At 70.9% G+C, this 24,363-nt stretch carries 20 protein-coding genes; 11 read left to right on the top strand and 9 right to left on the bottom strand.

Annotation, left to right across the window (positions count from 1 at the left end; translation table 11 throughout):
• Positions 1-49 precede the first annotated feature (49 nt).
• The 5 genes from VGB24_RS06170 (at position 50) to VGB24_RS06190 (ending at position 8,200) form a co-directional block, all read left to right on the top strand.
• Positions 50-2,443: an endonuclease MutS2 gene (locus VGB24_RS06170; RefSeq protein ID WP_331072087.1), complete on the top strand. Its 2,394-nt coding sequence runs from the start codon at positions 50-52 to the stop codon at positions 2,441-2,443.
• 574 nt (positions 2,444-3,017) lie between these two features.
• Positions 3,018-5,003 carry a DNA primase gene (gene dnaG / locus VGB24_RS06175; protein WP_331072088.1) on the top strand — a complete coding sequence of 662 codons (1,986 nt, stop codon included), beginning with the start codon at positions 3,018-3,020 and terminating at the stop codon, positions 5,001-5,003.
• A gap of 28 nt (positions 5,004-5,031) precedes the next feature.
• The gene (locus VGB24_RS06180) at positions 5,032-6,126 is read left to right on the top strand and encodes a D-TA family PLP-dependent enzyme (RefSeq protein ID WP_331072089.1); all 1,095 of its coding nucleotides are present in this window, start codon (positions 5,032-5,034) and stop codon (positions 6,124-6,126) included.
• A gap of 110 nt (positions 6,127-6,236) precedes the next feature.
• Complete coding sequence (locus tag VGB24_RS06185; protein WP_331072090.1) at positions 6,237-8,006, top strand: DUF2339 domain-containing protein; 1,770 nt, start codon at positions 6,237-6,239, stop codon at positions 8,004-8,006.
• Entirely contained in the window at positions 8,003-8,200 is a 198-nt protein-coding gene (locus tag VGB24_RS06190; RefSeq protein ID WP_331072091.1) for a hypothetical protein, read from the top strand. Before VGB24_RS06185 ends, VGB24_RS06190 begins: the two co-directional genes overlap by 4 nt.
• Before the next feature lie 74 nt (positions 8,201-8,274).
• On the opposite strand, the gene VGB24_RS06195 is transcribed toward VGB24_RS06190, so the two are convergent.
• The 9 genes from VGB24_RS06195 to dcd form a co-directional block, all read right to left on the bottom strand.
• Positions 8,275-8,853, bottom strand: coding sequence for a hypothetical protein (locus tag VGB24_RS06195; protein WP_331072092.1), 579 nt, complete (start codon positions 8,851-8,853; stop codon positions 8,275-8,277).
• 56 nt (positions 8,854-8,909) lie between these two features.
• A complete protein-coding gene (locus VGB24_RS06200; RefSeq protein ID WP_331072093.1) occupies positions 8,910-9,665 on the bottom strand; it encodes a carboxypeptidase-like regulatory domain-containing protein in 756 nt (251 codons plus the stop codon).
• Between the two features lie 196 nt (positions 9,666-9,861).
• Positions 9,862-11,394, bottom strand: coding sequence for a hypothetical protein (locus tag VGB24_RS06205; RefSeq protein ID WP_331072094.1), 1,533 nt, complete (start codon positions 11,392-11,394; stop codon positions 9,862-9,864).
• A gap of 16 nt (positions 11,395-11,410) precedes the next feature.
• Positions 11,411-14,608, bottom strand: a complete 3,198-nt coding sequence (locus tag VGB24_RS06210; RefSeq protein WP_331072095.1) for a SusC/RagA family TonB-linked outer membrane protein — start codon at positions 14,606-14,608, stop codon at positions 11,411-11,413.
• A gap of 429 nt (positions 14,609-15,037) precedes the next feature.
• Complete coding sequence (locus tag VGB24_RS06215; RefSeq protein WP_331072096.1) at positions 15,038-15,166, bottom strand: hypothetical protein; 129 nt, start codon at positions 15,164-15,166, stop codon at positions 15,038-15,040.
• A gap of 139 nt (positions 15,167-15,305) precedes the next feature.
• A complete protein-coding gene (locus VGB24_RS06220; protein WP_331072097.1) occupies positions 15,306-17,000 on the bottom strand; it encodes a glycerol-3-phosphate dehydrogenase/oxidase in 1,695 nt (564 codons plus the stop codon).
• Positions 17,001-17,011: 11 nt separating this feature from the next.
• Complete coding sequence (locus VGB24_RS06225) at positions 17,012-17,623, bottom strand: chemotaxis protein CheC (protein WP_331072098.1); 612 nt, start codon at positions 17,621-17,623, stop codon at positions 17,012-17,014.
• A 205-nt stretch (positions 17,624-17,828) separates the two neighbouring features.
• A complete protein-coding gene (locus VGB24_RS06230; protein WP_331072099.1) occupies positions 17,829-18,251 on the bottom strand; it encodes a Bor family protein in 423 nt (140 codons plus the stop codon).
• Between the two features lie 164 nt (positions 18,252-18,415).
• Complete coding sequence (gene dcd / locus VGB24_RS06235) at positions 18,416-18,970, bottom strand: dCTP deaminase (RefSeq protein ID WP_331025139.1); 555 nt, start codon at positions 18,968-18,970, stop codon at positions 18,416-18,418.
• A 257-nt stretch (positions 18,971-19,227) separates the two neighbouring features.
• Between dcd and VGB24_RS06240 the strand changes: the two genes are divergently transcribed.
• Genes VGB24_RS06240 through nuoF form a run of 6 tightly spaced genes read left to right on the top strand, consistent with a single transcriptional unit; the run spans position 19,228 to position 24,357 of the window.
• Entirely contained in the window at positions 19,228-19,584 is a 357-nt protein-coding gene (locus tag VGB24_RS06240) for an NADH-quinone oxidoreductase subunit A (protein WP_331025138.1), read from the top strand.
• Positions 19,585-19,613: 29 nt separating this feature from the next.
• A complete protein-coding gene (locus VGB24_RS06245) occupies positions 19,614-20,339 on the top strand; it encodes an NADH-quinone oxidoreductase subunit B (RefSeq protein ID WP_414676717.1) in 726 nt (241 codons plus the stop codon).
• Positions 20,340-20,344: 5 nt separating this feature from the next.
• A complete protein-coding gene (locus VGB24_RS06250) occupies positions 20,345-21,076 on the top strand; it encodes an NADH-quinone oxidoreductase subunit C (RefSeq protein WP_331072101.1) in 732 nt (243 codons plus the stop codon).
• Positions 21,076-22,365, top strand: a complete 1,290-nt coding sequence (nuoD, locus tag VGB24_RS06255; protein ID WP_331072102.1) for an NADH dehydrogenase (quinone) subunit D — start codon at positions 21,076-21,078, stop codon at positions 22,363-22,365. The genes VGB24_RS06250 and nuoD overlap by 1 nt, the downstream gene beginning before the upstream one ends.
• Positions 22,362-23,051, top strand: coding sequence for an NAD(P)H-dependent oxidoreductase subunit E (locus VGB24_RS06260; RefSeq protein WP_331072103.1), 690 nt, complete (start codon positions 22,362-22,364; stop codon positions 23,049-23,051). The genes nuoD and VGB24_RS06260 overlap by 4 nt, the downstream gene beginning before the upstream one ends.
• Before the next feature lie 7 nt (positions 23,052-23,058).
• Complete coding sequence (nuoF, locus tag VGB24_RS06265) at positions 23,059-24,357, top strand: NADH-quinone oxidoreductase subunit NuoF (RefSeq protein WP_331072104.1); 1,299 nt, start codon at positions 23,059-23,061, stop codon at positions 24,355-24,357.
• The last annotated feature ends 6 nt before the right edge of the window (positions 24,358-24,363 follow it).

The raw sequence follows: 24,363 nt of genomic DNA on the forward strand, positions 1-24,363 counted from the left end.
CGTTATCTTTGACGGTTCCGCGCGCCCGAGCCGTACGACCCGCAGCCGAATGAATCCGCACGCCCTGAACGTCCTGGAATACCGCGAGGCGCTGCACCTCGTCGCCCGCTTCGCTTCGTCCGGTCTCGGCGCCGACGCGGTGCGCGCGCTTTCGCCCAGCGCCGACCCGGGATGGATCGCCCCCGAGCTGGCGCGGGTGGAGGAGATGCGCGCGTTCCTGCGCGGCGACTCCGGGTGGTCGGTGCCCGCCATTCCCGACGTGGTCGAGCCGCTCCGCCGCATGCGGGTCGAGGGATCGGTGCTGGACGGGCCCCACCTGCGCGACGTGGGCGTGCTGCTGGCCTCGTCGCGCACCACGCGGCGCGCGGTGCTGCAGCAGCAGGGCTCGCTGCCGTACCTGTCGCTGATCGCGGGCGGGCTGGCCGAGGCCGAAAAGGACGAGGCCGAGATCGCGCGGACGCTGGACGACGCGGGGCTGGTGCGCGACGAAGCCTCGCCCGCGCTGTACCGCCTGCGGCGCGAGCTGAAGAGCGCCCGCGGCCGCCTCGTGGAGCGGCTGGCCTCGTACATGGCGTCGCTGCCGCCGCACCTGCAGGTGCAGGACTCGTCGGTGACGGTGCGCGAGGGCCGCTACGTGATCCCGGTGCGCCGCGAGGGGCGGGGCGAGGTGGGCGGCATCGTGCACGACGAGTCGGCGACGGGCGCCACGCTGTTCGTGGAGCCGCCCGTAGCCGTGGAGATGATGAACCGGCTGCGTGAGCTGGAGGCCCAGGAGGCGCGCGAGGTCACGCGCATCCTCCGCGAGCTGACGGCCCGGCTGCGGCCGCTGCAGCCCGCGCTGATGGCATCGCTGGACGCGCTGGTGTCGCTGGACTCCCTGTACGCGCGCGCCCGCTACGCGCTGCGGGTGGACGGCCGCGCCCCGGCGCTGCTGGAGCCGGGGACGGAGGAGTACGAGGTGGTGCGCGGCTACCATCCCATCCTCCTGGCGCGAGGCGACGACGTGGTTCCGTTCGACCTGCGGATGGACCGGGGCGAGCGCACCCTGCTGATCTCCGGCCCCAACACCGGCGGCAAGACGGTGCTGCTGAAGGCCATCGGCCTGGTTTCGCTGCTGGCGCAGAGCGGCGTCATCCCCCCCGTGGCCAGGGGAACGCGGCTTCCCGTGTTCCGCGACGTGTACGCCGACATCGGCGACGAGCAGAGCATCGAGGCGTCGCTTTCCACCTTTTCGGCGCACCTGAAGAACCTGCGCGAGGTGCTGGAGGGCGCGGGGTGGGAGTCGCTGGTGCTGACCGACGAAATCGGCAGCGGCACCGACCCGCAGGAGGGCGCCGCCCTGGCCCGCGCGGTGCTGGTGGAGCTGACGCGCCGGGCGTGCTTCACCGTCGCCACCACGCACCTGGGACAGCTGAAGCTGCTGGCGGCCGAGGAGCCGGGGATCATCAACGCCTCTCTGCAGTTCGACGCCGAGCGGCTGCAGCCCACCTACCGGCTGCTGAAGGGCATCCCGGGCCGCTCGTACGGGCTGGCGATCGCGCGGCGGCTGGGGCTGGAGCCGCGCCTGCTGGAAGACGCCGAGGCCACGCTTCCGCAGGGCGAGCGCGACGTCGCCCGGCTGCTGCTGGACCTGGAAGCGAAGGAGCAGCGCTTCGCTGACCAGACCGCCGCGCTGGAGCGCAGCCTGGCCGAGACGGCGGCACTACGCGAGCAGATGGAGGCGCGCGAGCGCGACCTGAAGCAGCGCGAGCGCGACGCCGAGCGCCGGGCCCGCCAGCAGGCGCGCGACCTGTTGCTGCAGGCGCGCGCCGAGGTCGAGGCCGCCATCCGCGACGTGCGCGCGGCGGGCGACGCGGAGAAGCTGGACGAGGCCGCCCGCGCCGCGCGCCGGAAGGTGGAGGAGGCGGCGCTCCGGCAGCGGGAAAAGACGCCGGCCGAGCGGCGCGCGGCCAAGGCCGGAACCTCGAAGCAGCAGGACACCGAAGTCGAGCTGGAGGCCGGGGTCCGGGTGCGGATCGAATCGCTGGGCCGCACGGGGGTGATCGTGGACGTGCGCGACGGCAAGGCGATGGTGGAGGCCGGCGTGATGCGCCTGCTCCTGCCGCGCGAGGACCTGACGCCGCTTCCCGCGGGCGACCAGGGCGCGGCGCAGCCGAAGGCCCGGCCGTCCGGCGGATACATCAACACCGCCGCGGCGGACGCGCGCCCGGAGGTGGACCTGAGGGGGATGCGGCCCGACGAGGTGGAGACGGTGCTCGGGCGCGCGCTGGACAACGCGCTGCTGGCGGGGCTGCCGACGTTCCGCATCATCCACGGCAAGGGCACGGGCGTGCTGCGCGCCCACGTCCGCGAGCTGCTGAAGGCAGACCGCCGGATCTCAGTCGCCCGGCCGGGCGAGCTGTTCGAGGGCGGGACGGGTGTGACGGTGGTGGAGTTCGCGTAGGCCGCTGTGGCAGCCGGATGAGGGTTGGCCCTCCGCCCGTGCGCACCTGTCATCCCGAGGCCCAAGCGCACTGTACTCGCAGGCACGGCGAGCCTCGCGGGCCGAAGGATCCAGCGGCGGACACGTACAAGCCTGGGCGCGGCAGCGGTCACGGAAGCGTGGGCCTCGGCTGCCGTGAGGCCCTCACCCGGCCGCGCTGATACGCGTGCCACCCTCTCCCGCAAGCGGGAGAGGGTGTACACAGCAGGGCTGGATGCGTCGGGCCAGGCCCGGTGCTCGGGCCGGCGCCCCCCATCCCCAGCCCTTCCCCCGCAAACTGCCGCGGGGGAAGGGAGCTAGTTGAGCGCGCGGGGCCAGCCGGAGCGCAATCGAATTCTCCTCTCCCTCATGGGGTTTATGGGGGAGAGGCCGGGAGAGGGGGGCGGCCGCAGCGTGCGCCGGCGCACTTCGAAGCGCGGTTCAGGTCTCCCCCTCCCCTGCGCAGCGGGGGACGGGCCGGGGGGAGGGGGCTCCCGCGGCATGCCGCGGCGTTGGTCTCGCACTCACGCACTCACGCACTCACGCACCAAGAACCTTGCCCATCCCCGACCACCTCGTCGAAGACATCCGGCAGCGGGCCGACATCGTGGAGATCCTCTCGGAGCACACGCGCCTCAGGCGCACCGGGAAGACCTACCGCGGGCCGTGCCCGTTGCACGGAGGCGAGGGGCCCAACTTCTCCGTCGACCCGGCGAAGGGGTTCTACAAGTGCTTCACCTGCGGCGAGGGCGGCACCGTCTACTCGTTCCTCATGAAGCACCTCGGGATGACGTATCCCGAGTCCATCCGCTGGGTGGCGGAACGGGTGGGGGTGGAGATCCCCGACGAACGCGAGGAGCGCCGCGCCCAGGCCGAAGACCCCAACCGGCTGCTGTACGAGATCAACGGCTTCGCCGCCAAGTGGTTCCGCGACCAGCTCGCCTCGCCCGACGGCGCCGAGGCGCGCGACTACCTGAAGCGGCGCGGCATCACCCCCGAAAGCATCGAGCGCTTCGGGCTGGGCTGGGCACCCGAGTCGTTCGACGCGCTGGGCACGGCGGCGCTGAAGGCCGGCTACCACGGCGCCGACCTGCTCTCGCTCGGCCTGCTGAAGGAGCCCAAGAAGGCCGGGCGCGACCCGTACGACGCCTTCCGCGGCCGCGTGATTTTTCCCATCGAGGACCTGGGCGGGCGCGTCCTGGGGTTCGGCGGGCGCGTGCTGCAGCAGGTAGAGGCGCACATCCCCAAGTACCTCAACTCGCCCGAGTCGGAGATCTACCACAAGGGAAGCACGCTCTACGGCCTGAACTGGAGCCGCGGCTCCATCCGCAAGGAAGAGGTGGCGCTGGTCGTGGAAGGGTACATGGACTACGTGTCGCTGGCCGCGCACGGCGTCACCCACGCCGTCGCGCCCTTGGGCACGGCCATGACCGAGGAGCAGGCGGCGCTGGTCAAGCAGTACGCGCCCCGCGCCATCCTGCTGTACGACAGCGACAAGGCGGGGCTCAAGGCCACCTTCCGCAACGGCGACCAGCTGCTGCGCGCCGGCGTCGAGGTGCTGGTGGCCACCCTTCCCGAGGGCGAAGACCCCGACTCCCTGGTGCGCGCCCAGGGCGCCGACGCGCTCCGCCGCTACCTGGACGACGCGGTCGACGTGCTGGAGCGCAAGCTCCTGCTGCTGGACCGCAAGAACTTCTTCGGCAGCATCAAGGGAACGCGCCGGGCCATCGACCTGCTCCTGCCTACCGTCCGCGCCACCCGCGACGAGGTGCTGCGCGGCGTGTACCTGAAGCGTATCTCCGACCGCACCGGCGTTCCGGTCGACGCGCTGACCCGGGAAGCGGCCGAGGTGGTCGACGCGCCCACGCGCCGCGAAATGCGCAGCCAGCAGCGGCAGGACCCGCCACCGCCGCGCCGGGACGACGGCTGGGGTGACGGGCGGGGTGAGGAGCGGGGAGAGGGCCGCCGCGACCGGCAGCAGTGGCACGGACCGTCTCGTGGGGGGGAGCGGCAGGGGGGCCGGTGGAACGCCGACCGCCCGCTGCCCACCCCCGCGCTGCGGCTGCGTATGGGCGCCGAGCGCAACCTGCTGATGATGATGTTCCACTCCGAGCGCTGGGTGGAAGAGTGCGCCAAGTTCGTGGGGCCCGACGACTTCCAGGACCCCGACTACCGCCGCCTCTTCCGCGTGCTGATCGAAACCGAGGGCCGCCGCGACCCCGAAGGGCGCTGGCTGCTGGAGTTTCCCGAGGAGCTGGCGGGCGACGTGGAGACGGTGCGCGGCGACGCCGAGCACTACGACTGGAGCGGCGCGCCCGTGTTCTTCGCCGAGAACATGGACCGCATCCTCGCCCGCCCGCTGGAGCGCGACGCCCGCGAGATCAAGCATCGCGCGCAGTCCGGCGGCGAGGCAGACCCCGACATGCTGGCCGAGCTCCAGCAGCGGCTCCTTCTCAAGCGCGAGAACCGCAACCTGAAGGTGCGCCCGGGGATCCTCGATCCCGACGATCCCATCCTGCGCCGCGACCGCGAGCGCCGCTGAGCACGCCATCATCCACCGGCCGTTCCGAATGCCCGATCCGCGCGACCTGACCGAGATCGACACCCCCGCGCCCCTGGTGGACGTGGACCAGATGCACGCCAACCTGCTCCGGGCGGCGGAGTACTGCCGCGCGCACGGCCTGGCGTGGCGTCCCCACGCCAAGACCCACAAGAGCCCGTCGCTCGCCGCCGCGCAGGTGAGGGCCGGCGCGGTGGGCGTCACCGTCGCCACACCACGCGAGGCGGAGGTCATGGCGCAGGCGGTGGACGACATCCTGCTCGCGTATCCCCCCATCGGCGCGCCCAAGCTGCGGCGGCTGATGTCCCTCCCGGAGCGCGTGCGCCTGACCGTGGGGCTGGACTCGGCGGAGGCGCTGCGCGGGCTGTCCGACGCGGCGCGCGAGGCGGGGCGTACCGTCGGCGTGCTGGTGGAGGTGGATGCGGGGATGGGCCGCGTGGGGCTGCAGACCCCCAACGAGGCCGTCGCGCTGGCGCGGGCGGTGGCGGACGCGCCCGGGATCGAGTACCGCGGCCTGATGTTCTATCCCGGCCACGTCCGCGGCAACGTCGGCGGGCAGGACGAGGCCATCCGCGCGCTGTCCGACCGCGTATCTTCGTTCGTCGACGCGCTCTCCGCGGCGGGGCTTGCGGCGAAGGTCGTCAGCGGGGGATCGACTCCCACGTTCTGGAGATCGCACGAGGTGCACGGGCTCACCGAGGTGCGGCCGGGCACCAACATCTTCAACGACCGCACGACCTCGGAGATCGGCGCCTGCGGCTGGGACGAGTGCGCCTACTCGGTGCTGGCGACCGTCGTCTCCACCGCCGTGCCGGGGCAGGCCGTGGTGGACGCGGGCTCCAAGGCGCTGGCGAAGGAGGAGATCCGCGCCGAGACGGTGGGCTTCGGCGCGCTGCTGGACCGCCCCGAGGTGCTGGTGAAGGCGGTTTCCGAAGAGCACGGCCTGCTGGACCTGTCGCGCACCGGCTGGCGCCCGCGCGTGGGCGACCGCGTCCGCATCGTCCCCAACCACGTGTGCGTGTCGATGAACCTGCACGAGCGCGTCTACGGGGTTCGCGGCGAGCAGGTGGTGGACACGTGGAACGTGGCGGCGCGCGGCCGCTGACCGAAAAGCAGGACAAGCGGACGACCCGGATCGCCATCCCGCGTTCATGCGGAAGTAGACGGCGCCGGGATCCATTGCCCTCCGCGGACCCACCCACCACAACCGACCGCATGAGCACGCTTCCGGACGACGCCCTCGAACAGCGGCTGGCCCGCCTCGAACGGATGGTGGAGGAGCTGCACCGCCGCCTTCCGCCCCTCCGCGACGAGGCGGTGAAATCGTCGCGTCCGCCGCTTCCGGCCCAGGCGCGGCCGGTTCCCCACACGCCGGACGACCTTGGTGGATGGGGCACGCGCGGACCGCGGACGGCCCCGCGGCCCCCCCCGTCGGACCTGAGCCTGGCGGCGCTCTTCCCGTGGGATGGGCAGACCTGGCTCAACCGGCTGGGCATCGTGATGCTGCTGCTGGGTGTGGGGCTGCTCTTCCGCTACTCCATCGACCAGGGGTGGGTGACGCCGCAGGTGCGGGTGGGCTTCGGCGCGGCGGTGGGCGCGGTGCTCTCCGGGCTGGGGCTGCGCATCGACCAGCAGCGGCGGTTCGCGCCCGTGCTCCTGGGCGGTGGCGCGGCAACGTTCTACATCACCGGCTGGGCGGCGTACTACCTGTACGCGCTGGTGCCGTACACCGCGGCCTTTGGGGCGATGGTGGCCATCACCCTCGCCGCCTTCGGGCTGGCCCTTTCGCGTGGGCAGCCGGCGCTCGCCGTGCTGGGCGCGGGGGGCGGGTTGGGCGTTCCGCTGCTGCTGGGGATTTCGCTCGCCAGCCCACGCGGCCTGGCGGCGTATACCTCGTTCATCCTGGCGTGGACGGTGGTGCCCTACCTGCGCCGGGGATGGCGTTCCAGCCTGTGGACCTCGATGGCGCTGGCGTGGACGCTCCTGGCGCTGTACGCTAACCTGCTCGCAGGGACGTTCCGCGCGGGAGCGGGGGGGCGGGGATGGATCCAGGCGGCCGTGGCGTTCGCCTGGATCGTGCTGGGCGTGCTGCCGCTCGCGCGGCGGGTGGCGGACTGGCGCGCGGCGGAGCACGGGGGGCACGGCCGCTGGTCGGGCAGGGACGTGCTCCACTGGTACGGCATCGCCCTGGTGCCGCCGGTGATGGCCCTGGCGGTCAGCGGCATCACGTGGAGAATGAGCGTCGATCGCTGGGGCGCCGCCGCCATCTCCCTCGCCGCCCTCTACCTGCTCGCCGCGTGGGCCCTGCGCGTGCGCGACGCGCGGATCGCGAAGGTGCTGCTGTTTTCCGCGGCCGTGCTCCTCCCCGCCGGGTGCCTGGGCGCCGTGGACGGCGAGGCCCTGCTGGTGGCGCTGGCGCTGCAGGGGCTGGCGCTTCACGTGCTGGCGCGCCGCGGCGCCGGGGTGGCGGTGCGGTGGATGGCGCACAAGCTGGTGCTGGCCGCGGGCGCGTGGCTGGCGTGGCGCATCGCCTTTCCGGGCGCCACGGGCCCCTGGCGGCTGGCGGCCGACGCGGCGGTGGTCGGGGCGACCTTGGCGGCGGCGGGGTGGATCCGCGTACCCTCCGAGGCCATGGCGTACCGCATCGCCGCGCAGATGGGCGCCATGGCGCTGGTGGTGCGCGAGGTGGCGCACCTGCCGGGGGGGCAGGGGATCGCCACCATCGCGTGGGGCGCGTACGGGCTGGGGCTCCTCGTCCATGCGCTGCGGCGGGGCTCGCGGGTGCTGGAGCGGCTGGCCATCCTGACGCTGCTCGCGGCGGTCGCCAAGCTGTTCATGGTAGACCTGGCCCGGCTCGACGCGCTCTTCCGCGTGCTGCTGTTCCTGGGCTTCGGGTCGGTGTTCCTGTGGCTGAGCTACTCGCTCTCCGGGTGGTGGGACGCATCGGCCGAGGCGCGCGCGCGGCCGGCGGGGCGCGACGCGTGACCCGGCCCCACGCGCCGCCGCCCGGCCTGTGCGGCTCGTGCGCCAACGTCCGCATCGTCGAAACGCGCAAGGGCTCGCGCTTCTTCCTCTGCCAGCTCTCGGAAACGGACCCGCGCTTTCCGAAGTACCCGCCCATTCCCGTGCTGCGGTGCGGCGGCTTCGTGCCGATCACAGCGAGCCCGGGCGGCGGCTGACATCGTGGGGACCCCACAAGCGAAAGAGGGCCCGGCGTCCGCCGGGCCCTCTTTTCCTGGTCCCTCCCGCGGCGTCAGTTCGCGGTGACGCGCACCTGCACGGCCCGCGCGATGGCGCCTTCCAGCTCTCCCGTGCTGGAGCAGGCGACGGCGCCGCTGGACTCGGCGCTCGTGTAGACACCCTCGACCACCGTACGGAGGCGGCTTCCCTCGCCCTCGGGGGTCACGGACGAAAGCACCGAGAGGCGAACCGGGAAGGAGTTCGCCGCGGCGCCCTGCAGCCCCGTGTTCCCGCAGTCCAGGTAGGTGGAGATCGGTGCCCGTCCCAGGCGCCCGCGGGCCCGGATCTGGGTGTTGCCGGTGGTGCGGTTCGGCGCGTCGATGGTGCCGACCGTGATCCCCAGGTCCTCGTACACGCCCCCCAGTACGCCGAACACGGCGTCGGGTGCGCGGGCGATCTGCGTCTCGGCCGCCGCCGCGTAGCTGGTCGTGGTGACGGACGTCACCTTGGAGCCGCCCGCGGCGTCGACGGTGGTCACCATCGTCGTGTTGCGGGTCACCCTCTCGGGGCCCCGGGTCGTCGCGGGCTCGGCGGCCGCCGCGCACCCCGCGGCGGCCCAAACGAGCGTGGAAGCAAGGATCGATCGTAGCATGTGTGGCTCTCCGGAAAAGATTGAAGGCAGCGCCAGGGCGGCTGCCAGGACTTCGCTTACGCCTGCCGCCGGCTCCAGATCACGATGACGCCGCACCCCGTTTCCGGCCCGGCGAACTGCGGCGGTGTCTGGCTGGGCCCGCGGTACACCTCCATCGCCTCGATGGCGGTGACGGCGATGATGTCGTCGATGCCCTCGGCCCTCACCACCGGCATCCCGTCCAGGAACACCGCGGGCGGGCACGCCCGGCCCGTCCCCCCGGACCGGCCCAGCGAAACGCCGGCGCGGCCCTGGATGGTGGCCCTTCGCACCCCGGGAACGGAGCCCAGGACGTCCGACATCCGTGCCCCGCGGGTGCGGGCGATGTCGTCGCGCCTCATGAACAGCCCCGGCGCCGTCCGCTCGCGCGCATAGAACCCCGCGCGCTCCAGGTCGGGCAGGTGCGGAGGCGCGGCGCGGCCGTGGATGACCAGCGGATCCAGGTTGATGGACTCCACCGTCATGTTCAGGTCTACCTCGAGCACCTCGCGCGCGCCCACGTCGAAGCCGGGGCTGGTCACGGGCCGGTAGCCGATGCGCTGGGCCTCGAGGCGGTAGCTGCCGGCGTTCCGCAGATCGAGCGAAAAGGCACCGGCGGAATCGGAGATCGTCTGCCCGATGCGCCGGCCGCCGACGGTCACGGCCGTCACCTCGGTCGTGGCGATGGGCTGCTTCGTCGCCCTGTCAACGACCCGGCCGCGGACGACCTGCGCGTCCAGTGCGGCGGCGGCGAAAAGGCAGAGGGTGGCGTGGAGAAAGGTGTGACGCAGCATAGGGGTGCGCTCCGGGTTGGAGGCAGCGTTCTCTTCGTACCGCCGGCGGGGTGCCGGGCGTGGCCGCGGGAATGCCCTGTATGTAGCCTATCTGGGCCGTGCGTGTTTGTCCAGCCTGGTGGAAGGGGGTGCCGAAAACATCTCGGCACCCCCTTCCCGCAATCAGTCCCGCCGCAGTACCGTGGTCAGGCCTGGATCAGGCCTGGTCCACGTTGCACTTGGACGCATCGAACTGCGTGTTGTTGACCTCGGTGAACGGAATCGGGAACGCCACGTCGTTGCCGAACACCCCGAGGGGGCCGTAGAAGTAGGCGCCGGTGGGGAACACCGACGACTCCGCACGGCCGTACTGGCGGATCAGGCGGCGCATGTCGCCCAGGCGGTGGCCGGTCACGTACATCCAAAGCGCGCGCTCGCGGAAGAGCAGGTCCACGCGGCCGGCTGCCGTGCCCGGGTCCGTCAGCGGAGCCAGCGTCTGCGGGAACGTGGCCTTGAGGGCATCCGTAATGGCCGGGTACAGGATCGGGATCAGCGTGGAAGCCGAGGCCCGAAGCGTGTTCAGCGTGGCCAGCCACGCGCCATCACCCGGGTTGGCCGCCAGCTGCGCCTCGGCCTCGATCAGGCGCGCCTCGACGCCCGAAGCGAGCGGTACGTCGGAGTTCTGGTCGATGTACCGGCCGTCCCGGAACAGGTTCACGCCGCCCGCGAACGCGGCGCCACCGGCGAACCACGTCACGCGCGGGTCCATGTACGCACGGTACGCCAGCCCCTCGCCCTCATCCGTCCTGAAGCCGACGGTATCGGCCGGCGTGGCGCTGGTCGCCAGCTGGTCCGGGCGCTGGATCCCGCCCTCGTCGTTGGCCACGCCGTAGCGGCCGTTCGACTGCAGGCTCCAGATGGGGTTGGTCTGCGCTCCCGAGTTGGCCGAGTGCTCGATGCGGAACACGAACGAGGTGGGCACGCCCGCCACCGCCGCCGCCGCCGCCGCGTAGTTGCCGCGGTTCAGCTGGGCGCGGCCCAGCCCCACCTTGGCCAGGTAGCTGGCGTTGAGCGCCGCCGAGCCGGTCGGCGCCGGCTGCGCCGCCACGGCGGCAGTCATCCGCACGATGGCGCTGTCGAACGCCGCCAGCGTGGTGATGCCCGGCCGGAACTGCGTGGGGTCCACCGGATCGATGGGGCCCGAGTCCGGCGTAACCGAGAAGGGGATGTTGCCGCAGAAGCCCTCGGCGAGCGCCACGTACGTGAAGCCCTCGATGGCGCGCAGCGTGGCCAGCGTGGCCGGAAGGCTCGCCGCACCCGCGCTGCCCACGCCGAATTTTTCCGCCGCCGCCGCGGCGCGCCGCGCGTTCACGCGGGCAAGCTGCAGGCGTGCATACGCGGCGTCGGAGGTGTTGCCCACCACCGGCGGCTGCTGGTCGCGCTTGTCCGTCGCCTGCCGCGTGACGAAGGTGTCGGCGGTGTACAGCTCGTCGGACAGCGCCCCCGATACCGTCAGGTAGGCGTCGTCGGCCGCGCCGCTGTAGGCGACGAAGAACGAGCGCAGCGCGCCGTTGTACAGCCCCGGCACCGACTCGGGGTTCTCCAGCTCTTCCGGCGCCACCTGCTCCGGGTCCCGCACCGCCAGGATCCGGTCCAGGTCGCAGGCGCCCAGCGGCAGCGCAAGCACGCCGAGAGCAAGGATCCTGGGAAGAGGCCGAAGCCCCTTCCCGAAAATTCCAGTGAATTTCATTGGTTCAGCTCACCGCTCAGAAGGAGAGGTCCAGGCGGACCGTGAAGTAGCGGACCGGCGGCTGCGTGTTGAACTCATTCTGGTTGAAGTTCGTGCCGCCGCCCGACTCGTTGATTTCCGGATCCAGCCCGGTGTAGTTCGTCCACGTCTTCAGGTTGCGGCCCGAGAACGTCACGCTGGCGCCGCGAAGCGCGGGCAGGCTCTGTCCCAGGCGGTCGGGCACGCCCACGCGCAGCGCAAGCTCGCGCCACTTGATGAACTCGCCGTCCTCGATGTAGCCGAAGGTGGTGGCGCCCAGCCCCTGGGCCGCCGGGGCCGTCTGGGCCACGTAGCGCGCCTGGTCGGCGAGGTCCGCGTCCGGGTTGCCGGTGGCGTTGCACTGCGACTGCGTCTGGCTGCGGCAGCGGAAGTACTCGGTGTAGTTCAGCTGCTTGTGGCCGGCCCGGCGCTCGAAGAGCGTCGTGATGGACACGGTGCCGAACAGCGTGAGGTCGGCCGAGAACGACTGGGTGTTGGTGGGAAGCGACGGCCCCACGTACATGAAGTTGAGCGTGTCGCTGCTCAGCCCCTGCGCCAGGCGGCCGGCGTTGGTCGTGGGAACCACCAGGAACCGTGACGAGTCGACCTTCACCTCGGTGCGGCTGATCAGCCCGTCGCCGTTCGCGTCGGCGTAGGTGTACGGCGTCGCGAAGAAGGCGCCCGTGGGGAACCCTTCGCGGTGGTTCTGCGGGCCGCGGCCGAAGACGATGGGAGCGATGTCCTTGCCCAGCTCCTCGACCTCGTTGTTGAGAGTGGTCAGCGCCAGGCGCACGTTCAGACGGGTGTTCGTGCGGTCCAGGAGCAGCGCGTTGATGCCCAGCTCGGTTCCCGAGTTGCGGATGCTGCCCAGGTTCTGGTACACCGCGCCGCCCGCGAGGCCCTGCGAGGGGGCAAGGGGGCGCAGCACCAGCGCGTCCTGCGAGCGCTTGGTGTAGACGGTGAAGTCGGCGGCCAAACGGTCGTTGAGCAGGCCCACGTCCAGGCCGCCCTCGTACTCCGTCGTGATTTCCGGCTTCAGGTTCGGGTTGCCCGTGGACGAGGGCACCGCCGCGATCTGCGTGCTCGCCGCAAGCTCCACCGGCACCGCGCGGGCAAAGCTCTCGGCGTCGCCGAACGACGGGCGAAGGCCGCTGCGGCCGGCGGCGGCGCGCAGGCGCAGGTTGCTCAGGAACGAGCTCTGCGGGAAGAAGGGCTCCTCGCTCACCACCCACGACGCGCTGGCCGAGGGGTAGACCACGAAGTCCTCCACCAGCCCCGAGTTGCGGTCGCCGCGAAGGCTGGCGGCCAGGAACAGGCGGTCGTTGAGCGCAAGCTCCTGGCGGCCGAAGATGCCGAAGGTCTTGTTGTCGGAATCGTCCTCGTTCACCGCGTACTGGGCCGTGCTGCCGCCGCAGGAATCGGTGCCCACCAGGATGCCTTCACCGTAGCAGGTCACGTTGCCGAAACGCTGCTGCTGGTAGCTGAGGCCGGCCGTGGTGGTGGTGGTGAGCGCGCTCGACACCTCGAAGGTGCCCACGGCGGTTCCGTTCAGGGTGTACTGGTAGTTGTTCGCCCGCCGCGCGTCGCGATACCCGATGATGTAGCTGTTGGCGAGCGGCAGGTTGTTCGGGTCGATCGTCTGCTGGTCGAACCGCGAGAAGAAGTCGAGGCCCGTGTTGCCGTTCAGCGCCAGCCACGACGTCGGCCGGAAGTTGGTGTTGGCACCAACGATGAAGCGGTCCACGCTCTGGTTCGCCACCACGAACCGCATGTCCTCGTTGTTGTAGTTGAACTGCGCACCCAGCCGCTTGCCGCCGCAGGTGGGCGTCGTGCACTGCGTGGCGCCCGAGGCGAAATTGCGGCCGATCGTGGCGCTCTCCATCCCCGGGATGTACTGCCCCGGCCCGGTCAGGCCGTTGATCAGGGGGCTGAAGACGTTGTTGTCGCCGGAGGGCGACTGGAGGTCGGTGCGGACGTAGCCCGCGTTGACCTGGGCGGTCAGGTTGGGCCGCAGCTGGGCGTTCAGGTTGGCGCGGAGGTTGGTGCGGCTGAGGGTGTTGTAGTCCACCACCCCGCGCTCACCCTCGCGGTCGCCCGAAAGATAGTACGTCAGGTTCGCCGTGCCGCCGGAAACGTTCAGGCCGACCTTGCGGCGCTGGCCCGTGCTGAACGGCGTGGTGCGGGGATCCCGGAACTGGTTGAAGCTGTACGTGGCACCCTGGACGCAGCGGCCGGCCGCGCCCACCGCGCGGGTGGAGGCCTCGTTGGAGCAGAGGCTGAGCCCGGTCGCCAGCGCACCGGTGCTGGGATTGTAGATGGTGGTGTCGGCGTTGGTCGTGCCCGCCACCGTGGCGAAGTTCAGGGGATACTGGTTGACGTCCTCGATGGACCCCGACTCCACGTACCCGCGCCACACCGTCTGGCCGGCGCGGCCGCGGCGGGTGGTGATCAGCAGCACGCCGTTGGCGGCCGCGGTGCCGTACAGCGCCGAGGCGGCGGGCCCCTTCAGGACCTCGATGTTCTCGATGTCGTCGGGGTTCAGGTCGTTCAGACGGGTCGGCTGCTGGCCGCCCACGCCGATGCCGCCCTGGCTGGTGCTGGCGAGCACGCCGTCGATGTAGACCAGCGGATCGTTGCTGAGCGACAGCGAGTTGGCGCCGCGGATCCGGATGCGCTGCGAGGTGCCGGTGGTGCCGGCCACGCCCTGCAGCGTCACGCCCGTGGTGCGGCCGGTAAGCACGTCGGCCACCTTCGTGATGGGACCCATGTTCAGGTCACCCACGTTGATGTTCGACGTGTTGGTTCCCGCCTCGCGGCGGCGCTCCTGCTGGCCCGTCACCGCGTTCACCACCACGCCTTCCAGCAGAACCGCCGACGGCGACAGCTGGAAGTTGGCGGTGGTGGTCTGCCCGGCGACGACCGTGATCGTCCGCGAGCTGGCGCTGCGGCCCACCAGGCTTACCGCCAGGGTGTGCGTACCCGCCGACAGCTGGCCCATCCGATAGCGGCCTCCCGCGTCGGTCACCACCTGCTGAGTCGTTCCCTGAACCCGAACCTGGACGCCGCTGAGCGGCTCTCCGGTTTCGGACGCCGTCACCTGCCCCGCTACCTCACCCCGACCCTGCGCATGCGCAGAGGAGGGGAGGGCAGCCAGGGCGAGCAGCAACGACGCACCGAGCGCACGAAGCTTGGACATGCTGATCCTCCTGATGGTTTCCCGATTTGATGTCACGAGCAGAGGTGCTCGCGACACCGCCCATCACCCCGCGCCGCACGAGCCTTCGCCGAACAGTCGGCAGGCTCGTGAGGGCGGATACGCATCCCGGTGCGCGGCATGAACGGACGTTCGCTCATGGCCGAACCCCGAGATTCGCGGCGGAGATACCGCCGCACCACTGGAAAAGAACCCGGACACCCGGGCCGTGCACCGCCAGGTGACGGCCGCCGTGGCCGCCGCGTCACAGATTCGTTTATATCCGGGGCTCAGGCGTGGCAACCGCGTGCACAACCGAAAGCCCGGTACGATGTAACTGCATGGAGTGTATGGAGGATAGGGCACCGGGAGGCCCGTGTCAACGCCCGGGCCGTCGTTCGGTCGCGGCTCCGCTCGCCCACCATCGGAATACTACACCTGCGCGGCCCCGGTCCGCCAGCCGTCCGTGTCGCGCACGGGTGGGAACGCGCGCCCCGCGCGGCTGGCGAGAGGGATTCGCACCATCGTCACGACGTTGTACGAACCCGGAACGGCTCGCATCGTGGCCTGCGAGTTTCGGGCCAACTGATCCAGCCCGCCGTTGCAGCGGGCGCCGCTACCGCCCGTCCGGCATGCGCGCACCGGGTTCGGCGGAGCGGCTGCGGGCGATGCTCGGCGTTTGCCACGCCGGCCCGGCGGTTCAGCCGCCGAAGCCGCGCGTCGCCTCGACGGACGTGCGGTACGCATCCACCTGGGCGGCGATCTGGGCCGCGGACCAGCCGATCCCTGGCTGCGCCCCCATCAGCCGCGCCACGCGTTCCGCCACCGCGAGCCCGCCGTCCATCGCCTCGTAGAACAGGTGAAGGCGGCGGACCAGGACGTCGTCGACGCTCATCGCCATCTCGGCGCGCACGGCGTGCACCACCTCGGCCCAGATGTAGGGGTGTCCCTCCATGAGCCGCGCGGAAAGCGACGCGTCGGCGCGGGCGGCGGCGAGGATGGCGTCGGCGTCTTCGCCGTAGGCCCGCGCCAGGTGCTCGCCCGTGTCCGCCCCCAGCCCGGCCGCCACCGCCTCGCCCACCAGGCGCTCGCGGAAGGCCTCCCAGGGCTCGCGCGGGTCGCCGGGAAGGGGAAGGTGCGCCGTGGGCGACATCCCCGCCTGCACGCCCCGGGGCTTCAGCTCGCGCAGGGCCCGGTCCACCAGCTGGCGCGCCATCACGCGATAGGTGGTCAGCTTCCCCCCGCCGATGTTCAGCAGCCCGCCGGGGTCGCGCCAGATCTCGTGCTCGCGCGAGGTGGCGCTGGCCGTCAGCCCGTCGCCCGCGCCCTTGTGCGGGGCCAGGAGAGGGCGCACCCCCGCCCAGGTGCTGACGACGTCGGACTCCGTGAGCTTCGCGCCCGGGAAGATGCCGTTGGCCGAGTCCAGCAGGTACTTCACGTCTTCCGCGTCCGCCCGCACCTCGGCGGGCGAGCCGGTGAAGTCGGTGTCGGTGGTGCCCACGTAGCTGAACTCGCCCCAGGGAAGGACGAACATCACGCGGCCGTCCACGGGCGAGCGGAAGGTGACGGCGCTGCGGTTGCCGATGCGCTCGCGGGGAACGACCAGGTGCACGCCCTTGGTGGGCCGCAGGCGGGGCGCGGCGCCGGGATCCGCCAGCTTGCGCACGGAATCGCACCACGGCCCGGTGGCGTTGATCACCACCCGCGCGCGCACCTCCACCGGCTCGGCGCCGGGGCGCAGGCAGTCGCGCACGCGCGCCCCCACCAGGGAGCCGCCCTCGCGCAGGAAGCCGACGACCGCCGCGTGCGGAACCACGGCCGCTCCCGCCTCGTGCGCGCCGCGGGCGTTTGCCAGCGTCAGCCGCGCGTCGTCGACCGAGGCGTCGAAGTAGCGCGCCGCGCCCACCAGCCCGTCGGTGCGCAGCCCCGGCTCTTCCTCGCGCAGGCGCGCGCGCGGAAGCATTCTGTGGCGCGCGATGTTGCGGAAGAGCGAAAGGCCGTCGTACAGCCACATCCCCGCCTGCAGCTTGCGGTAGCCCACGGGCCCGCCGCGGTAGACGGGAAAGAGGAAGGGCAGGGGATGCACCAGGTGCGAGGCCAGCCCCAGCAGGCGGCGCCGCTCGGCGCTGGCCTCGAAGACCAGGCGGAACTCGAAGGTTTCCAGGTAGCGGATGCCGCCGTGGATCAGCCGCGACGAGGCGCTGCTAGTGCCGCGGCCCACGTCGCCGGCGTCCACCAGGGCCACCCGCAGCCCGCGCCCCGCCGCGTCGCGCGCCGCCGCCGCGCCGGTGATCCCCGCGCCGATCACCAGCAGGTCCCAGGTCTCGCCCGGCAGCGACCGCAGGTGCTCGTGGCGCGCGGCGGCCGAAAACGGGGCGAACCCCTCGTCCGGCATGGCGGAGATCGTCAGGCGGACGCGGCGGTACGGCCGGCGTCCGGAAAGCCGAGCGCCTGCAGCAGCGAGGTGAACGACACCTCGCTGTGGCTGAGGACGAAGATGCCCTCGAAGGTGGTGGCCAGGAAGGTGAAGTCGGTTTCGATCACCAGCCCGTGCGCGGCCTGGGGCGCCAGCTCGCTCCGCGGGCCCACCTTCATCTCGGGGGTGCCGATCATGATGCCCTTGCCCAGGAAGGTGCCCAGCACCCCCACGTAGGCCGCGCAGACGATGTTGCCCATCTCCATGAGCGCCGACTTTTCGAACGCGCCCACCTCCTGGTGCATGGACGGGTCGCGGCGCAGCATCAGCGCCACCATGCGCAGGGCCGTCTCCGTCGCCAGGACCAGGGAGGCGCGCTCGCCGCCGGCCTCGCTGACGCCGGTGATGGGCACGGTGATCACCACCAGGTCGCCGTCGCCGGGAAGGGCGGCGCCCACGCCCGCCCACTGGATGCGCGGGACGGAGATCATCACGGTCAGGCCGGTGAGGGCCGACAGGTTGGTGGCCGCGTGGCCGGCGCCGATGTTCACCACCTCGCGGATGGCGTCCATCTGCTTGGGGGTGACGGGGGTCTGGTTCATCGGGTAGTGACGATGCGTTGAACGATGGGCGACGAGTATGCGTCCGGCTGCCCCGGGCGATTTCCGGGCCGCGCCGTCGCGCGGGCGGGCACCCCCGCTCGCGCGGGGGTGCCCCTCATCATCGAGCCCGTGAAGCCGTCCACGGTGCGCCCCACCGCCCATCGCTCCGATGCACCGGATGGTGGGGCGCCGCGAGCAGGAGACGTTACTCGGCGAACTCGACGAAGACGGGCGCGTCGGAGTCGCGCGACAGGGCGACCGCCGAGTTCAGCGCCGCTTCCGCGCTCTCCCCCTTGGCCACGCGGATGACTTCCGCGTCCGCGTTCAGCGCCGTCGCCCCGGCACACTGCACGGTGATCGTCATCGGCGAGTAGATCCCGCCCGTCAGGAAGTTCGCCAGCAGGTTGAGGAACGAATGCTGGGTCTCGACCCTCGCCACCCCGTTCGGGCACTGCGCGGCGGTCTCGACGGTGGACGGCGGAACCAGCCCGCCGATGAACGAGTGCGCCCATTCATTTTCGACGACGACCCCGTTGGGGGTGAGGCCGGTATCGATGGAGGCATGGTAGCAGCCGGCCGCGGCGACGCTGAGGGCGAGGGTGGAGAGCACGATCCCGATCTTCTTCATTGGAACGAACCTTTGCCTTGGTCGTGTATCGCCCCTGCAGGGTCGGCGGAGGGGCGCGCCGTCGCACCGGGGTGTGGTGCCGTGACAACGTGTGGTCGTGGACGCGGGGCGCTACCGCGTCGTGTGGCAGGCCCTGCTACGCGGCGGGCATTCACGCACCGCCGTTACAGCCGGGGCGTGGTGACCCCCACCTGTCCCATGTACTTGCCCTTGCGGTCGGCGTAGCTCACCTCGGGGGGCTCGTCGCCCTGGAAGAAGAGCACCTGGGCGATCCCTTCGTTGGCGTAGATCTTGGCCGGCAGCGGCGTGGTGTTGCTGATCTCCAGCGTCACGAACCCCTCCCACTCGGGCTCGAAGGGCGTCACGTTGGTGATGATCCCGCACCGCGCGTACGTCGATTTTCCCACGCACAGCGTGATCACGTCGCGGGGGATGCGGAAGTACTCCACCGAGCGGGCCAGCGCGAACGAATTGGGCGGCACGATGCACACGTCGCCCTCGAAGGGCACGAACGACTTGTCGCTGAACGCCTTGGGATCGACGATGGCGTTGTTGACGTTCGTGAAGATCTTGAACTCGTTCGCCACCCGCATGTCGTAGCCGTAGCTCGACACGCCGTAGCTGATGGTTCCCGCCCGCACCTGCGCGTCCTCGAACGGGTCAATCATCCCGTGCTCGCGGGCCATGCGCCGGATCCACTTGTCGGAGCGTATGCTCATGCGGCGGAACGAAGCTTGAAGGGGTCGGGAAGGCCGCGCGCCGGGGACCGCACGGGGCAGCCCGTACGGAGCAGGCGGGAAGGCACGGGCAAGGCTGAAGTCCGGCGCCCAAGCTACGCCCGCCCGCGGGGGGCGGCAAGGGGCCGGAAACCCGCGCCGGGGCTGGCTTGACCCCGGTGATACGGGGCTGTATCTTGCCGCGGCTCCACCCTAGTGAAACGTTTCACAAACTCCTGTTACAGGACAGGCCCGAAGCGATGCTTCGACCCTACATCCCGGTGCTGATCCTCCTGGCCGTCTCGGTGGTCAACGCCATCTTCATGGTGGTGCTGTCCACGGTGCTCAGCCCGGGAAAGGCCACCAAGAACAAGTCTGCGCCCTACGAAAGCGGCATGGTGCCGCTGGGGGGAACGCGCGAGCGGTTCTCGGTGAAGTTCTACGTCGTGGCGATCCTGTTCATCGTCTTCGACGTGGAAACCGTGTTCCTGCTCCCGTGGGCCGTTTCGGCCCGGGCGCTGGGATGGCACGGGTTCGCCACGGCGATGATCTTCGTGTTCATCCTGACGGTGGGCCTGGTCTACGAATGGAAGAAAGGAGCGCTGGAATGGGACTGAACGACCGCCCGTCCGGCAGCAGTGGCGATATGACCGAGGGCCAGCCGCGCGACCACCGCGGGCTGGCCGTGCACCAGGGGCTGCCCGGAACCGTGCAGCCCGCCACCCAGCAGCAGCAGGGCAACCTGTTCGACGGCTCGCCGGGGTTCCTGACCACCCGCGTGGACGCCGTCGTCAACTGGGCGCGCACCAACTCGCTCTGGCCCATGCCCTTCGGCACGGCGTGCTGCGCCATCGAGATGATGGCCACCGCCGCCACCCGGTTCGACCTGGCCCGCTTCGGCATGGAGCGTATGAGCTTCAGCCCGCGCCAGGCCGACCTGCTGATCTGCGCGGGGCGCGTGAGCTACAAGATGGCGCCCGTGCTCAAGAAGATCTGGGAGCAGATGCCCTCGCCCAAGTGGAGCATCAGCATGGGCGCCTGCGCCAGCACGGGCGGCGTGTTCGACGTGTACAGCATGGTGCAGGGCATCGACACCATCATCCCCGTCGACGTGTACGTCCCCGGCTGCCCGCCGCGCCCCGAGTCGCTGATCTACGGCATCCTGCTGATCCAGGAAAAGATCCGGAACTCGTCGCCCAGCTCCGAGGACGAGTGGAACGCGGTGGACCAGCTTCCGGAAACGGGGAGCTACCTCCCGCAGGAAACCATCGACCGCATCACGCTGCCGTTCGGCAACAGCACCAACCAGAACCGCGCGAGCGGGCTGGTGAGCACGGGTGCCGTGGTGCGCGTCAGCGACCGCCTGCCCTGACGGACATGGCCAACGGCGAGTTCAAGAAGGGCCTCGAGGGGCTGGACCAGGGCCCCGGCCCCTCCGAGGCCCAGGCGCCCGAAGCGCCCCCGCAGGCCGGCGACCTGCCCCCGCACCCCACCGTCGACGCGCTGCGCGAGCACTTCGGCGCGGGCGTGCTGCGGCACGAGGTGGTGGCGGGCGACGAGCACATCGTGTACATCCCGCCCGAGCGCAACCTGGAGGTGCTGGGCTGGCTGAAGGACGCCTGCCGGTACGACTTCCTGCAGGACCTGACCGCCATCGACTACGGCGGCGGCCGGGCCATCCAGGTGGTGTACCAGCTCTGGTCGATCCCCACGAAGCTGAACCTCCGCGTGAAGTGCGAGCTTCCCCTGGAGGCGCTGGAAATCGACAGCACCTACTTCCTGTGGCGCGCCGCCGACTGGATGGAGCGCGAGGTGTACGACATGTTCGGCGTGGTGTTCCGCGGGCACCCCGACCTGCGCCGCATCCTCATGCCGTACAACTACGCCGAGGGGCACCCGCTGCGGAAGGATTTCCCGCTGCGCGGGCGCTTCAGCCGCGCCGAGCAGACCCGCCGTGCGCTATCCATGAAGACCGAAGACCACTACTCGCCGCAGGAGCTGGAGATCGCCCACGTGCTGGGGCAGCCGCTTCCCGACGTGATCGTCGAGGGCGGCCCCGGCGTGCCCAACCAGGGCACGATGCCCGGCATCGGGATCGGAGCGGGCTGATGGCGCTGCGCAGAGTCGTCTACAACGTCACCCGCAGCCCCGAGCTGGCCTCCGGCGGCAGCCTGGTGCACGCCCCCATCGTTCCCGTGCAGGGCGAAGCCCGCGAGGTGCACGAGGACGTGGCGGGCGAGCACATGCTCATCAACATCGGCCCGCAGCACCCCGCCACCCACGGCGTGCTGCGGCTGGTGCTGGAGCTGGACGGCGAAACGGTGGTGCGCTGCATCCCGCACATCGGCTACCTGCACAGCAGCTTCGAAAAGCTGGGCGAGTACCGCGACTGGAACCAGATCGTCCCGCTGACCGACCGCATGGACTACCTGGCGCCCCTCATCTACAACTGCGCCTACGCCATGGCGGTTGAAAAGATGATGGGGATCCAGGTGACGGAGCGGTGCAAGGTGGTGCGGGTGATGTGCATGGAGCTGGACCGCATCTTCAGCCACCTGCTGTGGCTGGGCACGACGGCCATCGACCTGGGCGCCTTCACCGTCTTCCTGTACACCTTCCAGCAGCGCGAGCTGATCTACGACCTTCACGAGTCGCTGACCGGCGCGCGGATCACCACCTCGTCCACCCGCATCGGGGGGATGATGGCCGACCTGCCGGCCGGGTGGGTGGAGCAGCTGAGCAAGTGGATGGACGGCTTTCTCCCCGTCCTCGACGAGGTGGAGACGCTGCTCACCAACAACGCCATCTGGGTGGGCCGCACCCAGGGCGTGGGCGTCATCTCGGCCGAGGACGCGGTGAACTTCGGCCTCAGCGGGCCCAACCTGCGCGCCTCGGGGGTGGACTACGACGTCCGCAAGGACCGCCCGTACTACGACTACGACCAGTACGACTTCGTGGTGCCCGTGGGCGAGCACGGCGACATCTACGACCGCTACATGTGCCGGATGGAGGAGATGCGCCAGAGCATCCGCATCCTGCGCCAGGCCATCGAGCGGCTTCCCGGCGGACCCATCAACATCGACGACCCGCGCGTGATCCTGCCGACCAAGACGGCGGCGATGAACGACATGGAGTCGATGATCCACCACTTCAAGGTGGTGATGGAGGGGGTGCGCGCGCCGGTGGGCGAGTCGTGGTTCTCGGTCGAGTCGTCCAAGGGCGAATTGGGCATGTACGTCGTCAGCGACGGCGGCGCCAAGCCCGTCCGCTGGCGCGTGCGCGGCCCCAGCTTCATCAACATCGCCGCCCTGCCGCACATGATCGAGGGGGCGCTTCTTTCCGACGTGATCGCCGTGAACGCGTCGCTCGACATCGTGCTGGGAGAGATCGACCGATGAGCGCCGAGCCGATTCGCGCCGGGAGCGAGTACGACCCGACGTCGTGGCCCGAGGCCGTGCAGAACCCCGGCTTCGTGGGCGACACCGGCGAGTTCGCGGGGCTGACGGAAGCCGACGTGCGGGGCACCGCCTTCATCGGGCGGCGCCCGGCGGACGGCGGCCACGCCTCCGTCGCCGGCACCCTGCCGTACCACACGGCGACCAAGGACCCGCAGGCGCCCATCTTCCACGGCCCCTACGAGGACCGGCTGGAGAAGATCCTCAGCCGCTACCCGGACCGGCAGGCGGCGCTGCTTCCGGCGCTTCACCTGGCGCACGAGATCCGCGGGTACCTGTCGCCCGAAACGCAGGACGAGGTGGCCGAGAAGCTCCAGCTTCCGCCGGCGTACGTGCGCGGCGTGGCCACCTTCTACACCATGTACAACCTGGCCCCGGTCGGGAAGTACCTGATCCAGGTGTGCACCAACATCTCGTGCAACCTGTGCGGGGGCGACGCCGTGCTCGAGGCCTTCCTCAAGCACACCGGCACCGAGCTGGGCGAGACCTCGGCCAACGGGCTGTGGACGGTGATCGAGGTGGAGTGCCTGGGCGCCTGCGGGTTCCCGACGGCGGTGCAGATCAACGAGTTCTACTACGAGAACGTGCGGCCCGAGAGCGTGCCCGACGTGCTCGCGCGGCTGACCTGAGGCGGCCATGGCATATCCGTACCGGCACCCGGCCGAGACGCTCGTCATCTCCGAGCACTTCGGCAACCCCGAGGCCCGCACCCTGAAGGGGTGGGAGGCGCTCGGCGGCTACAAGCCCATGCGCACGGCGCTGGGGCTGGACCGCGCCGAGGTGGTGAACATCGTCAAGGCGTCGGGGCTGCGCGGCCGCGGCGGCGCGGGCTTTCCCACGGGGATGAAGTGGAGCTTCATGCCCAAGAAGGAAGCGGGCAAGCCCCACTTCCTGGTGTGCAACGCCGACGAGAGCGAGCCCGGCACCTTCAAGGACCGCGAGCTGATGCGGTGGACGCCGCACGCCCTGATCGAGGGGTGCGTCGTAGGCGCCTACGCCATCAACGCCGAGCACGCGTACATCTACGTGCGGGGCGAGTTCTTCGAGCCGGCCCAGGTGATGGCGCGGGCCATCGAAGAGGCGTACGCCGCGGGGTACCTGGGCAAGAACATCATGGGCTCGGGCGTCGACATCGACATCACCCTGCACATCGGCGCGGGCGCGTACATCTGCGGCGAAGAGACGGGGCTGCTCAACTCGCTCGAGGGGCGCCGCGGCGAGCCCCGGGTGAAGCCGCCGTACCCGGCCATCGCGGGCGCCTTCCGCTACCCCACGGCGGTGAACAACGTGGAGTCGCTGATCGCCGCCGCGCACATCGTGCACCACGGCGCCGACTGGTACAAGCAGTGGGGCACCGAGAAGTCGGTGGGCACCAAGCTGTTCTGCGTATCCGGCCACGTGAAGCGCCCCGGCAACTACGAGGTGCCGCTGGGCTTCAACTTCCGCGAGTTCATCTACGAGGTCTGCGGCGGCACGCCCAGCGGCAAGCCGATCAAGGCGGTGATCCCCGGCGGCTCGTCGGTGCCCATCCTTACCGCCGACGAGCTGGACATCGGCATGGACTACGAGTCGATGGCCGCCGCCGGCACCATGCTGGGGTGCGGCTCGGTGATCGTGATGGACTCCGGCACCAACGTGGTCAAGCAGGTTCGCCGCATGGTGGACTTCTACGCCCACGAAAGCTGCGGCCAGTGCACGCCCTGCCGTGAGGGTACGGCGTGGGCCAGCAAGATCCTGAAGCGCGTGGAGCGCGGCCGCGGCACTCCCGACGACCTCGACACGCTGCTGGACATTTCCGACAAGATGTCGGGAAAGACCATCTGCGTGCTTTCGGACGCGGCCGCCGCGCCCATCGTGTCGTCCATCCAGAAGTTCCGCGACGACTACCTGGCGCTGATGGACGCCGGGCAGCTCGCCGGGGCCGGCGGGCGATGACCGCCG

The sequence above is a fragment of the Longimicrobium sp. genome (genome assembly GCF_036399935.1).
Classification (GTDB): Bacteria; Gemmatimonadota; Gemmatimonadetes; order Longimicrobiales; family Longimicrobiaceae; genus Longimicrobium.